General features: G+C 39.1%; 14 protein-coding genes. 7 read left to right on the top strand and 7 right to left on the bottom strand.

The window, feature by feature from the left end:
- Window positions 1–24 precede the first annotated feature (24 nt).
- The 4 genes from ACKTSC_RS06480 to ACKTSC_RS06465 form a co-directional block, all read right to left on the bottom strand.
- Window positions 25–1326: a pyrimidine-nucleoside phosphorylase gene (locus ACKTSC_RS06480; protein ID WP_332580233.1), complete on the bottom strand. Its 1302-nt coding sequence runs from the start codon at window positions 1324–1326 to the stop codon at window positions 25–27.
- 144 nt (window positions 1327–1470) lie between these two features.
- On the bottom strand, window positions 1471–2481 hold the full coding sequence (locus ACKTSC_RS06475; protein WP_407857163.1) for a LacI family DNA-binding transcriptional regulator: 1011 nt from the start codon (window positions 2479–2481) through the stop codon (window positions 1471–1473).
- Between the two features lie 153 nt (window positions 2482–2634).
- On the bottom strand, window positions 2635–3234 hold the full coding sequence (locus tag ACKTSC_RS06470) for a class I SAM-dependent methyltransferase (RefSeq protein ID WP_407857162.1): 600 nt from the start codon (window positions 3232–3234) through the stop codon (window positions 2635–2637).
- Window positions 3235–3238: 4 nt separating this feature from the next.
- Window positions 3239–3820 (bottom strand): SGNH/GDSL hydrolase family protein, encoded by a 582-nt coding sequence (locus ACKTSC_RS06465; protein ID WP_407857161.1) that lies wholly within the window; start codon window positions 3818–3820, stop codon window positions 3239–3241.
- A 524-nt stretch (window positions 3821–4344) separates the two neighbouring features.
- Here ACKTSC_RS06465 and coaA point away from each other — a divergent pair.
- The 3 genes from coaA to ACKTSC_RS06450 all read left to right on the top strand — a co-directional run bounded on the left by coaA (window position 4345) and on the right by ACKTSC_RS06450 (window position 7293).
- On the top strand, window positions 4345–5268 hold the full coding sequence (gene coaA / locus ACKTSC_RS06460) for a type I pantothenate kinase (RefSeq protein WP_332580237.1): 924 nt from the start codon (window positions 4345–4347) through the stop codon (window positions 5266–5268).
- Window positions 5269–5323: 55 nt separating this feature from the next.
- Entirely contained in the window at window positions 5324–6892 is a 1569-nt protein-coding gene (gene guaA, locus ACKTSC_RS06455) for a glutamine-hydrolyzing GMP synthase (protein ID WP_407855848.1), read from the top strand.
- An 89-nt stretch (window positions 6893–6981) separates the two neighbouring features.
- A complete protein-coding gene (locus tag ACKTSC_RS06450) occupies window positions 6982–7293 on the top strand; it encodes a nucleoside triphosphate pyrophosphohydrolase family protein (RefSeq protein WP_407857160.1) in 312 nt (103 codons plus the stop codon).
- 60 nt (window positions 7294–7353) lie between these two features.
- Here ACKTSC_RS06450 and ACKTSC_RS06445 read toward each other — a convergent pair whose 3' ends face one another.
- The 3 genes from ACKTSC_RS06445 to ACKTSC_RS06435 are packed head-to-tail and all read right to left on the bottom strand — an operon-like array spanning window position 7354 to window position 9447.
- A complete protein-coding gene (locus tag ACKTSC_RS06445; RefSeq protein ID WP_071857988.1) occupies window positions 7354–7815 on the bottom strand; it encodes an S-ribosylhomocysteine lyase in 462 nt (153 codons plus the stop codon).
- Between the two features lies 1 nt (window position 7816).
- Window positions 7817–8476, bottom strand: coding sequence for a class I SAM-dependent methyltransferase (locus ACKTSC_RS06440; RefSeq protein WP_332581532.1), 660 nt, complete (start codon window positions 8474–8476; stop codon window positions 7817–7819).
- 17 nt (window positions 8477–8493) lie between these two features.
- Complete coding sequence (locus tag ACKTSC_RS06435) at window positions 8494–9447, bottom strand: PLP-dependent cysteine synthase family protein (protein WP_407857159.1); 954 nt, start codon at window positions 9445–9447, stop codon at window positions 8494–8496.
- A gap of 437 nt (window positions 9448–9884) precedes the next feature.
- Between ACKTSC_RS06435 and ACKTSC_RS06430 the strand changes: the two genes are divergently transcribed.
- From ACKTSC_RS06430 to ACKTSC_RS06415, 4 genes are all read left to right on the top strand, one after another.
- Complete coding sequence (locus tag ACKTSC_RS06430; RefSeq protein WP_332581530.1) at window positions 9885–10217, top strand: hypothetical protein; 333 nt, start codon at window positions 9885–9887, stop codon at window positions 10215–10217.
- A gap of 144 nt (window positions 10218–10361) precedes the next feature.
- Window positions 10362–11387: an LLM class flavin-dependent oxidoreductase gene (locus ACKTSC_RS06425; RefSeq protein ID WP_407857158.1), complete on the top strand. Its 1026-nt coding sequence runs from the start codon at window positions 10362–10364 to the stop codon at window positions 11385–11387.
- A gap of 376 nt (window positions 11388–11763) precedes the next feature.
- Window positions 11764–12273: a cell division protein gene (locus tag ACKTSC_RS06420; protein WP_407857157.1), complete on the top strand. Its 510-nt coding sequence runs from the start codon at window positions 11764–11766 to the stop codon at window positions 12271–12273.
- The gene (locus ACKTSC_RS06415) at window positions 12270–13604 is read left to right on the top strand and encodes a glycosyltransferase family 2 protein (RefSeq protein ID WP_407857156.1); all 1335 of its coding nucleotides are present in this window, start codon (window positions 12270–12272) and stop codon (window positions 13602–13604) included. The genes ACKTSC_RS06420 and ACKTSC_RS06415 overlap by 4 nt, the downstream gene beginning before the upstream one ends.
- The last annotated feature ends 56 nt before the right edge of the window (window positions 13605–13660 follow it).

The raw sequence follows: 13660 nt of genomic DNA, 5'->3' as shown, positions 1-13660 counted from the left end.
TTGTTATAAAAAAGTTTTAATTACCTATTCTGTAATAACATCATGAATCAAAATGGGTTCTTTCGGAACATTTCCAATTGAAATATTCTCATAAAGTAACTTCTCCACATCACTAACTTCTTGCGTATTCGCATAGATTGTCAGTAAAGATTCACCTTCTGTTACTTGATCTCCGATTTTTTTGTGTAACTTGATCCCGACTGCATGGTCAATAGCATCTTCTTTTGTTTTTCGGCCAGCACCTAAAATCATCGCCGCAATTCCGATTTCATTGGCAACTAACTTAGTCACATACCCCGATGATTTTGCGGGTAATTCGATTTCGTATTTAGCGGTCAAAATCTTGTCTGTATGATCAATAACAGTTTCGTCCCCGCCTTGATCTCTAACCATCTCACGGAATTTTTCGAGTGCTTTACCAGAATGAAGTGCCTCTTCTAACATCTTTCGTGCGTCTTCTAATGAATCTGCTTTGCCAGCAAGTACCACCATCTGACTTCCTAGGACATAACACATTTCAGTTAAATCTTTAGGACCGTTTCCTTTTAATGTATCAATGGCTTCGACAATCTCCAAGCTGTTTCCAATAGCCTCACCTAATGGTTCTGACATATCTGAAATTACTGCCATTGTTTGACGTCCAGCTAACTTACCGATCCTAACCATCGTTCTAGCTAAACGTTTAGCATCTTCAATATCTTTCATGAAGGCGCCATCACCCGTTGTTACATCTAACACGATAGCATCTGCGCCAGCCGCGATTTTTTTACTCATGATCGAACTAGCGATCAACGGAATTGAATCGACAGTCGCAGTCACATCTCGCAAGGCATAGAGTTTTTTATCAGCAGGGGCTAAATTCCCTGACTGACCGATGACTGCCACTTTACTTTTATTTACGATATCAATAAATTCTTGTTCGGATAATTCAATTTTGAAGCCAGGAATCGATTCAAATTTATCAAGCGTTCCACCTGTAAAACCTAAACCTCGTCCAGACATTTTGGCAACTGGAACTCCCACACTCGCAACTAGCGGTGCTAAAACGATCGTTGTCGTATCGCCCACACCACCTGTCGAATGTTTGTCGACTTTGATTCCTTCAATTGAAGACAAATCAATGATCTCACCTGAATTCGCCATAGCTAATGTCAGCTGAGAAATTTCTTCATCCGTCATATCTTGATAAAAAATAGCCATCAATAAAGCACTCATTTGATAGTCCGGAATGCTTTCTTCTGTATACCCTTCAATAATGAAATTAATTTCTTCCTTTGATAGGGCTTTACCATCTCTTTTTTTCTCGATCAAATCTACCATTCTCATAGGTTTTCCTCCATGCTTCAAATTTATTATACAACAAAATGGCGAAAGGTAAACCACTTTAGTAAAACAGTTTACTAACCAGAGAAGCGCTTTCTGTTAGCGCTACCATTGCTATCATAACGGGTATAAACCCCGTTGTCAACCCTACTTTATATTTTTCACACTCTCACGAATAATTAATTTGGTTTGGAATATTTTATTCGGGATTCGCTGAGAAGGGAAATTAATCGCATCTACTAAGAATTTGGCTGAAGAGAAGCCGATTTCAAAACTAGGTTGAAAGACTGTTGTTAACGGCGGCACCATATATTGGCTTACTTCTAACCCATCAAATCCGACGACAGAAATATCTTCTGGAATTTTTAATCCTGCTTCGTAAATAGCCTGATAGCAGCCAATTGCCATTTCATCATTCCCACAAAAAATCGCAGTAATTTTTTTGTTTTTCAAGACTTCTTTGGCTGCATGATAACCACCTGCAATTGTTAGTTCGCCCGAACAAATATAACTTTCATCAAATGGCAACTGGTATTCAAAAACAACTTGTTGATAGGCTTTGACCCGTTCCGTCAATTGATAATAGCCTGCACTTTCTTTCAACATCCCGATATGTCGATGACCTTTTTTTACTAACATCCGTAATAATTCCTGTGCACCTGCGTATTCTTGCACCAATAATTGACCCCAGTCACGATCGTTTAGTCCCCGGTCGATCAATACGATAGGATGACGACGATAGAACTCACTTCCTAATTCATGATCTGCATCTAATCGATTCGGTGTAGCCATCAAGATACCGTCGACTGAACGATGTGAAAGTTCATTTAAATAGCGGTTCTCTTGTTCTATATCATGACGAGAATTACATAAAATAATCATATACCCTAATGGATTTAGGTAATGCTCGACACCTTCAATCACTTTGGAAAAGAAGAAATCTGTTACATCTGGCACGATCATCCCAATGGTTTTCGAATGACGATTGATCAGATTGGCTGCAAAAAAATCGGGTTTGTATTGGTATTCGTCTACGATTTCCATGACTCTTCTACGTGTTTGTTCGCTAAAACGACTGCCTTTATTATTTAAAATCTGCGAGACTGTCGTCACAGAAACGCCTGCAAGTTCAGCGATTTGTTTGATGGTAATTTTCATCTTGGCCCTTCTTCCCCCATTTTTTTTAAGTGTAGCAAAGGCAAAAATAGAAAGAAAGCTTTTTTCATTAAAAGGATTTTTAGAAAATGAACAAATAATCTTAAGCAATAAAAAGATCCTATCCACTAAAAATCGAGTAGATAGGATCTAGACTTATTCTTTAACACTGCGAATAATATAATAACCTCTGTCTTTGGCGATGATCTCGGCATTACCGAAGACATCTTCCATTTTACTTTTGGCACTAGGTGCACCTTGTTTCTTTTGAATCACGATCGTTAAGCTGCCACCAATTTTTAACAGCGGTGCTGCTTCGCTTAAAATTTGGTGCACAACTTTTTTTCCTGCACGGATCGGCGGATTGCTGATAATCGCTGCATATGTTTTTTGATTCAATGTTTCATAAATATTCGATTGATGAATATCGGCTTCAATGCCATTACGTTTGGCATTTCCTTGCGCCAATTCAACCGCTCGATTATTGACATCGATCATTTCGACCGGGCGTTTAGTTTGATAAGCCAACGCTAAGCCAATTGGGCCGTAGCCGCAACCGACGTCTAATAACGTCCCTTCCGGTAATTCCGTTGCATCAAAATGTTCGATCAAAACACGAGAGCCGTAATCGACGGTCCCACGAGAAAAAACACCACTGTCGGTAACAAATTGAAATGTCTTTCCTGCAAGTTCAAACGACCATTGATGCAGGTCGTGTGCTGTTTCAGGATTTTCTGAATAATAATGGTTTGCCATAATTTTACCCTTCTGCTAATAATTTTTCTTTGATGTCACGAGCGATCAATGCCCCTAAGAAATGGTAACCTTCCATCGAAGGATGAATCCCATCTGCGGCTTGGACAAACTCGTTTGGTTCTGGATAGACGGTCATATGGTGATAAAGATCGATCACATCGACGCCCATTACTTCTGCCACTTGTTTTGCTCTTTCGGCAAAAATTTGTTGGCGCTCATTGTCGCCGTCTGTTCTGATTTTGGTATTCAAATAACCTGGTGTCAATAAAATAATCTTAGCCGCATCAAACGAACGAAGCATTTGCTCGATGTTCTCACCAAAAAGATCGACACTGTTTTTTTGTTTCAATGAATCATTCGTACCAAAGGAGATTACCACAAAATCACCTTCTGCTTCCACCGCTTCGTCGATTCTTTTCAATCCATCAGAGGAAGTCTCGCCTCTGTGGCCTAATTTTATTAAACGGTAGCCTGGAAATCCCATCTCACTGAGTTCATCAAGAATATAGCGATCCAGAATATCACTGGTTTCACCATTCATTGCGCCGGTCAATAAGCTATCTCCAAACAAAACAATTTTTTTCATCACTACAACCCACTTTCTAGTTGCTTATAATCATTTTCGACTATTCTTTTTTAGCAAAGAATTCTTCTCTATCATAGCATGAAATGTCACGATCATTCAGTTAAATAGAATTGAAAGACTGCTCATTGAATTTTATTAATTACTCTAATTTAGTCTAGACCTTTTTATTTCTTTCATCCGATTTCTTAATATCTTAAAAGTTTTACCGCTCTCATCTAAAAAAATGATGAAACTCCTACTATTCTGATAGCTTTTTGGCTTTTTTTTCGGATAGAATGAGAGATAGTACTTTTTAAATGGAAATTATTCGGATTTCTTGAGAAGCGAGCACGCTTTGAAGAACTTTTTTATGTTAGAATAAGCGCAGTTATCAACGACTATCTGTTCCACTTTTCATAAATTCTTATGATAGGCTAAAAAGCACAAAATCAGTCCGATGAATTTGCCTACAGAATGGATAGACGAGATGAAAAAACTCATTTTAACTAAAAATGAGTACTTAGTATATGAGTATGGAGGCTGCTATGAACGAAAGAGGGAATTATTATCGGATTGCCCGGGATGATTGGCAAGATTTTTATACCCCGGAAAACACCCCGTTAACCCAAGCTGAGTTAGATAGTATCAAAAGTTTGAATGACCGCATCTCTATGAAAGATGTAGCAGATGTTTATGTTCCATTGTGTCACTTGATCCATCTGTACATGAAAGATTTTGAATCTCTGACATTAAGTAAAGGCCTATTTTTACATCGTTATGTAAAAATGCCACCCTTCATTATCGGCATCGCTGGTAGTGTAGCTGTCGGAAAAAGTACCACCGCTCGTTTATTACAGACATTGTTGAGCCGTTTGTTCAAACACCAAACCGTTCAATTGATTACTACCGATGGTTTTTTGTATCCCAATGCGATTTTAGAAGAACGTGGGATCATGGACCGCAAAGGATTTCCTGAAAGTTACGACATGGAAAACTTGATCGATGTTTTGAATGAAGTCAAATCCGGTAAAGAAAATATCCCGATCCCGACTTATTCCCATGATGTATATGACATCGTTGAAGGTGAATACGAACTGATCGATTCGCCCGATATTTTGATCGTGGAAGGTATCAATACCTTGCAGCTGCCGGCAAACCAACAAATCTATATCAGCGACTTTTTTGATTTGTCGATATTTGTCGATGCAGAACCAAAAATGATCGAAAGATGGTACTTAGAACGCTTTGAGTCTTTATTAGACACAGCTTTCAAAGTTCCTGATAATTATTATTATGATTACGCCATTGGCGACCGCAAAGAAGCCCTTGCAATGGCACAAGATGTTTGGAAAAATGTTAATTTAAAGAATCTGGAAGAGTATATCTTGCCAACCAGAGGCCGAGCTGATATCATCTTGCACAAGGCAAAGCATCATATCATTGATGAAATTTATTTGCGTAAATACTAGCTTATAAAGAAAGCTTGCTTTCTTTTATAATATAACTTGAAAAGGGGTAATAATTGTGACAAACATTTCTACTGAATTAACAAATGTAGAAAAAATTATCGTACTTGATTATGGTAGCCAATATAACCAATTAATCACTCGTCGTATCCGTGAATTCGGTGTTTTTTCAGAACTAATGAGCCACCGCATCACTGCTGAAGAAGTCAAAGCCATCAATCCTAAAGGAATTATCCTTTCTGGTGGACCAAATAGTGTCTATGATGAAGGGGCCTTCTCGATCGATCCAGAGATCTTCGAATTAGGAATCCCTGTTCTTGGTATCTGTTATGGTATGCAATTGATCACCTATAACCTAGGTGGTAAAGTTGAACCTGCCAAAAATCGTGAATACGGACAAGCAACATTAGAAGTTCTTTCTGACAATGCCGTTCTTTTTGCTGATACACCTAAAGAACAAACTGTTTGGATGAGCCATGGTGACTTAGTTACTAAAGTTCCTGACGGTTTCGAAAAAGTTGGTACAAGTAAAGATTGTCCGATCGCAGCGATCCAAGATACGAACCGCAACTTCTACGGAATCCAATTCCACGCAGAAGTCCGCCATTCAGAATACGGTAATGACTTGTTGCGTCACTTTGCCCTAGATGTTTGTCAATGTAAAGGCGACTGGACGATGGATAACTTCATCGACATGCAAGTAGCTAAAATCCGTGAACAAGTCGGCGACAAAAAAGTCTTACTTGGCCTTTCTGGCGGTGTTGACTCAAGCGTTGTCGGTGTGCTTTTACAAAAAGCAATCGGTAATCAATTGACGTCGATCTTCGTGGACCATGGTCTATTACGTAAAGACGAAGGCGAACAAGTAATGGAAGCATTAGGCGGAAAATTCGGCTTAAACATCATCAAAGTCGATGCCAAAGATCGTTTCTTAAACAAACTTGCCGGCGTTTCTGATCCAGAGAAAAAACGTAAAATCATCGGAAACGAATTCGTGTATGTTTTTGATGACGAAGCAACAAAACTTGCCGGTGAAGAAGGAATTTCATTCTTAGCCCAAGGAACGCTTTACACTGACGTAATCGAATCTGGAACTGAAACAGCTCAAACAATCAAATCGCACCACAATGTTGGTGGTTTACCAGAAGATATGCAATTCGAATTAATCGAACCTTTAAATACATTATTTAAAGATGAAGTCCGCGAATTAGGAACACAACTTGGCATGCCTGACTCAATCGTTTGGCGCCAACCATTCCCAGGTCCTGGATTAGGTATCCGTGTGCTTGGTGAAATCACTGAAGATAAATTAGAAATCGTCCGTGAATCAGATGCAATCCTACGCGAAGAAATCGCCAACGCTGGTCTTGACCGCGATGTATGGCAATACTTCACTGTCTTACCTGGCATCCGTTCAGTCGGTGTTATGGGCGATGGCCGTACGTATGATTACACAATCGGTATCCGTGCCGTTACTTCTATCGACGGCATGACAGCTGACTTTGCTCGCATTCCTTGGGATGTCTTGCAAAAAATCTCTGTCCGCATCGTTAATGAAGTCGCACACGTAAACCGTATCGTGTATGATATTACGAGCAAGCCACCAGCAACAGTTGAGTGGGAATAGTATACTTTAAAGCCAGTCAATATTGACTGGCTTTTTTTCTTTACTTAGATATACTGCTAGGTATTAGAATATTTTAAGGAGTTGATTTTATGGGCATCAAAGAACTTGCTGAACGCAGCAATGCGATTCGTTCGCGTTATCATGAGTTAGAAGTAAAACATCATCAAAGTAAATGGTCAATTGAAGAAGATCTGCTGGCTCTTTCGAATGATATCGGAAATTTGAATCGGCTAACGATGACAAAACTAGATCGTTATTACGATGAGACACCTTATACTTTGGAACAAAAATTAGCTGAGAATATCTGGTGGTTGATGGAACTTTCTAATCGCTTAGAGGTAGATATCGAAGCAGAGTTAGCGAAATTTTTGACGAACAAAGAAGAACAATTAGGTTTATAACATCAGGTTTAGCGTAAATAAAAAGCCGATACTCACTTAGAGTATCGGCTTTTGGTTTGCTTAGGCTGGATAAACGTTGCCCCATTCAGCACGTTTAGCTAAAAATTCTTGTGCTAATTCTTGCGCGCCTTCTAAAGTATGGCTCGCTGCCCATCCACATTGAACAGGATTGCTGGCAGGTACTTCAGTCGCTGTCAGAACATCCTTCATGGTTAATTCTAAAACGTCCATCACTTCATCGATGTTGTCATGATTTAGAACTGTTAAATAAAAACCTGTTTGGCAACCCATTGGTGACCAATCGACGATATAGTCCGCATGATTACGGATCAATTCAGCTGTTAAATGTTCTAATGAATGCAATGATGCCATTTCCATATGTTCTTTATTTGGCTGTTTGAAACGAACATCGTATTTTACGATCAAGTCACCATTTGCGCCGGTTTTTTTATCAGCTACACGGATATATGGTGCTTCTACTTTCGTATGGTCCAAATTGAAACTTTCTACGTTCATTCTCATTTTATTTCTCTACCTCCGTTGATTTTTCTGCAACGACTAACCAAACAAAGCGATTCATTTGACGAAAGTTTGTTTGAAAGCCGCTAGTGCTAAAATAGGCTTCTAACTCAGGGATGAGTGGATAATACTCACGCTCGAGGTCGGCCGCTAACTCGGTTCGGCTATGCGCTTTTTCAGCTGCCACGATCTCATTATAATCCTTTTTCGATAAAAACATCGTATCACCAAAAATAATCTTACCGCCAATCGGCAACAATTGATTATACCGTCGGATCGCCTGTTCTTTTTCACTAGCTGTCAAATGATGAAAAACGAGATTCGAAACGATCGTATCGATTTTTTCCGGAAGCACTGGAAAATCTTCCATGTCGCCAGCTAAAAAAGTAACGTCTTTAAGCGCGGATTTTTGTTGCGCAATGTTCAGCATTTCTTGTGATGGTTCCACCGGATAAACAGTCTTACCTGCAGCAAGTAATTTCTCCGTGAGATTGCCTGTTCCACTACCAAACTCTAACACAATTTCACCAGATAATGTAGTGATTTCCTCGAGAATCCGCCAATAGCCCGCAAAGACTTCTTGGTATTCCGGATTGCCTCCATTTACTTCATTGTCATAATCTGACGCCCATTCTTCAAAAATCGGCATAAATTCTAAACCCATCAAATATCCTCGCTTTCTTATTTTAATGGCTGTGCGGTCATATAGTCTTCGCGTGTATAAATATCTTTTGATAGATAGCGATCCCCTGCATCAGGAAAAATCGTAACAACTTGGCTGCCTCGTGGTAACTGACGAACTTCTGTTAAAGCCGCTACCATCGCTGCCCCAGAAGAACTGCCGATTAAGAGTCCTTTTTCTTTTGCCAAACGCCGTGTCATCGTAAATCCTGCTTGATCACTGATCGTCGCATACTGAGTAATCGGTAGATCAGTCAAAAATTCGGGAATAAATTCCACTCCGATACCTTCAATTTCATGCCCATGGCTTTCCCCTCCATTAAGAATCGAGCCTTCTGGTTCTACACCAATCAATCGAATGGCTGGATTTTTTTCTAATAAGTAACGAGCGACTCCACTAAATGTCCCGCCACTGCCGATGCCAGCTACAAAGCTGCTGATTTTTTCACCAAGATCTGCTGCTAATTCAGGCCCTAGCGTTCGGTAGTATGCCTCCGGATTCGCTGGGTTTTCAAATTGCAACGGCAAATAGCTGTCGGTCAACTCCGTATGAATGTCCTTAGCTTTTTTTATTGCACCAGTGATTCCCTCTTCCGTCGGTGTGTGAATAATCGTCGCTCCTAAGGCTCGCATCAAGGCCTGTTTTTCTAAACTAAATTTTTCTGGTACGACGAAAATCGTCGGAAGACCGGCATCAACTGCGGCTAGAGCGACCCCGATCCCCGTATTTCCAGCGGTCGGTTCAATAATCGTCGTCGTGTGTTTTATTTTTCCACTTACTAAGCCTTCTTTGATCAAATAATCACCTAGGCGATCCTTGATGCTGCCACCGGGATTCAAATACTCTAATTTCGCATAAATCGCTGAACCTTCAGGAATCTCCTCAAAATCTTTCGCTGTGAAACGTAATAAAGGTGTTTGGCCAATCGCTGATTGGATCGAATCTATAATCATAATGAACTCCTCCAATTAATTTTTTAGCAAAACAAAAAAAGGTGCTGACTATTAATCAGCACCTGGACACTTCGTTAAACTAAAACTAGAAATTGATCTTTTTCTCTAGTTTTAAAAACGACTGAATGTTGGGCAGTTAATAGGCATGACAAATTGGTGTACTGCTTTACGCACCACACAACAACAGCAAGATTCAGTTACATTATGATTGCTGATTGTCATTTCTATTTCCTCCCAATCGATTCTAAAACGTTTTCGTATTGCGAGAAAAATAACACAGCTAAAATTATCTGTCAATGAAAACACTCTTTGTCCGTCTCTCATTCAGCAGAAAGAGGGAATGCCTAAGAGAAATTTTTATTGCTTTCTTTGCTAAAATTTTGTATAACAAAAGTGAATTATCCCTGGTGATAATTCAAGAAAGGAAGTCCTGTAACATGTATTCATTAGTTCCTGAAAATATGTATGAAGTGGCAGAAAAATTAACGTATTTCAAAGAAAAAGGTACCCCGATCACTGAAGAAGAAATCATCCGACAAGCTGTCCGAGACAATAGTCAGCAAATATTGGACGGTTATCTGGAAGGACCTTATTGGAAAGCTAGTTGGAAAACAGAGGATACTACCCTCGCCTTTTTTGATATCATGGATAATGAAGTCGGTACGATCGACAGTCTTTCTGGTTCATTCATTGAAGATTTTCGTACTAGCGCACCGAATTTGATTCGTCGTTTAGCTGAAAAGATCCAAAAAATCGTAAATACTCATTAAGCAAAGTGGCTAAGACAAAAATAATTTCTATTTTTTGTCTTAGCCACTTTTTTAAGCTCAATTCTTCGCCTTTTTTAAATAAATCTAGTACAATCAATTTAACTTATTAAAAGTAAGTAAAAACTTTCAAGGAGGATCTTCTACATGAAGAATCTTGGTTTTTTAAGTTTTGGCCATTGGATGGATCAAGGATCATTGGTCAAAACAGCAAGCGATGCGTATCTACAAGCGATTGATTTAGCAGTAGAAGCTGAAAAAATCGGTATTGATGGTGCTTATTATCGTGTCCACCATTTTGCGGATCAAAGTGGCTCCCCTTTTCCTTTATTAGCCGCGATCGGTGCAAAAACAAAGAAGATCGAAGTCGGTACTGGCGTTATCGATATGCGTTACGAAAATCCCTATATGATGGCAGAAAATGCCGGATTGACTGATATCATCACTCAAGGTCGTGTGCAGCTAGGCGTAGGTCGTGGCTCACCTGAACAAGTAATGGATGGCTGGAAATACTTTGGCTATGACTACAGTGAAGATGAGATCAAAGAAATTGCTCGTGATCGAACCTTAGAATTTTTAGCTTTGATTGAGGGCAATCCATTTGCTGAACCAAATCCTCAACCGATGTTCCCACAAAAACCAGGAAAATTACGCTTAGAACCTTTTTCTGCTGGTTTACGGCAACGTATCTGGTGGGGTGCTGGCTCACAGCAAACAGCGATTTGGGCGGCACAACAAGGGATGAATCTTCAATCATCTACATTAGTGACCTATGAATCCAATGAACCTTTCCATGTTCAACAAGCTAAACAACTACGCGCCTATAAGGAAGCCTGGAAAGAAGCCGGACATGATTTTGAACCTCGCACATTGGTAACTCGTTCAATTCAACCGATCACTACCGATTTTGATCGGCAAATTTTTGGCTATCAAGGTGCCGAAACAAAACAAGATCAAGTCGGTTACCTAGCCTATCACCAAGACCCGACGATTTTTGGTAAAACCTTTGTGGGTGAGCCAGATAAACTAGTCAAAGAGTTAGCAGAAGATGAAGCAATCAAAGAAGCAGACACGGTTCTATTGACGCTTCCCAACACGTTAGGGGTCGATTACAACGTCCATATGCTAGAAACAATCATCAAAGAGATTGCTCCAGAATTAGGTTGGCGTTAATTTTTTTATAGTATTTCAAAAGACCGAGAATCTAGTAAAGGATTCTAGGTCTTTTATTCAGTTCAATTATTGGATAAAACAGTAATATTATTGTTATTATTAAAATCAAGAGATAACGTTTTCTAATATAATGTTTCTTCTAATAAAACATGTATTTTTTTTAAAATTTCTTCATAAATAGGGTCTACCATAATCTTAACAGAAGACCGAGCTAACCTGAGTGAAATTAGCATAATAGCGAATTTTAAATAACATATAAATAAAAATGATGATAGAGATTAAGAAGTTATTATTTGAATGTTCATTATATTAATGGCACACTAAACTAAGTTAATAGTCATTTTTTAAAAATAAAAACCAGAAATAAGGCAAGAAAGTGAAGCGAACACTCAGTCGAGAAGAGGCTCAAAAAGATTTAGTCTACGATAGTTACTATCAAAAAGGAAATTATGGAAATAAAATTTGGCAAACAGCAATAGCTCTTTTAGGATGGGCTGCGGTGTTGTTGCCTTTTTTCTGGATCGCGCTCCCCTTCGTCTTTCCTAATATTGCCAAGAGAGAGCACTTTTTAGTTTACAAAGAAGAACTGCAAACTTTATCTTTTCTTTTTATTTTTTTAGCTATTATTTTCGTTTTCCTTGTTATATTATATGTATCATTGACTTTCTGGAATAATCATCGGTTTAAAACACTGCTTCAAAAAAATATCCAATACGATGAAGAACGTTTAGAAAAGCGGCGAAAATTATTGAATGATGAATACGATCAACGGTTTGGTCCAGAAGAATTTCGCAAAGAGGTTCGTTTCTATTCAGTAAAAGAAGAACAAAATTTAGCTACTGACTTCGTTCGTACTTTGTATAAAGAAGGCGGGGTCAAGCTATGATCACCTTAGTTCATACTGGAATTCCTATCGTAGATGTAATCCTAACGATCGGCTTTTTAGTTTTGATCACTTATCCGATCATTGGTGGTTTTGCTTGGTTTATTGGTGTATTGTGTTACACATTTTTATTCAACTATCGGCAAAAAGATTGGGATGAGATTCCCGAAGAAATCGAGCCCTTTATTACGATCATGGTGCCTGCTCATAACGAAGAAATCGTCATCGAAACGACGATCGAATACTTGATGACAAAAATTAATTATGTTCATTATGAAGTCCTAGTTACCGATGACGGTTCCACTGACAGTACCCCAGAAATCTTAGCTCGTTTACAAGAGAAATACAAAAATCTGCGTGTATTGCGCATCGAAAAGAACAAAGGTAAAGCCCATGCCTTCAATATCGGCTTAGGTTTTGCAAAAGGTAAATTGATTTTAAGCAATGATGCCGATACTGTGCCAGAGCCAGATTGTTTGAATCGTTATGTTAATTACTTCTTACGCTCGGATTCTACGAATATATCGGCCATCACAGCCAACATGGATGTCTTGAATCGTTCAAAACTCATTGCTAAATCGCAAACAGTGGAATTTTCTAGTATCGTTGGGATCATCAAACGGACACAAATCGGTGTACTTGGTAGTATCTATGCTTACAGTGGTGCCAATACGATCTATCGAAAAGATGCTTTGATCGATGTCGGCTTGTTCCGGCAAGATCGGGCAACAGAAGATATCAGTATTGCTTGGGATCATCAAATGGATGGTTGGCTCTCGCTTTTTGCCCCACAGATCATGTTTTTCATGGAAGTGCCTGAATCCTTAAAGATGCTTTATCGTCAACGAAAACGCTGGGCCAAAGGCGGGACAGAAGTTTGGCTGACAAATTTCAAAAAAATTATTTTCCATCCGTTTCGGAATATTGGGCATACCGTCATGTTCGTCGATCAAACCTTTAGTATCGTCTGGTCCTTTTTCTTTTGGATTTCTTCGGTGATCTTCATCTTTACACTGGGACGATTTTTGATCACTGGAAACGGCGAGCGGATCTATCATATGCTGACGATGGCCTTGCTATTTGTTTGTTTTGAAATGATCTCAGGTACGATCCAATTGATTGCTTCGCTGATCGTAGATGACCGTGGCAGGAAAATCAAATACCTCTTTTTCGCTCCTCTGTACATGGTTTTTTATTGGATCATGAACGCCTTGACCATCGTTACGACTTTTGTGCCCGCCGTCAAAACGATTCTCGGACTAGGATCAGGAACTTGGAAAAGCCCTGAACGAAAAGGTACGATCAACACAAATTCCGATTCAAATCAAAAATAAAAAAGAAGCTAGAACAAAAGTTGCACTTATTTTTGTTCTAGCTTCTTTTTATCGCT

The sequence above is a fragment of the Enterococcus hailinensis genome (assembly GCF_045862035.1).
In the GTDB taxonomy this organism is placed as follows: domain Bacteria; phylum Bacillota; class Bacilli; order Lactobacillales; family Enterococcaceae; genus Enterococcus_A; species Enterococcus_A hailinensis.
The sequence above is the reverse complement of the archived record's forward strand: the minus strand, read 5'-3'. Positions and strand labels throughout refer to the sequence as shown.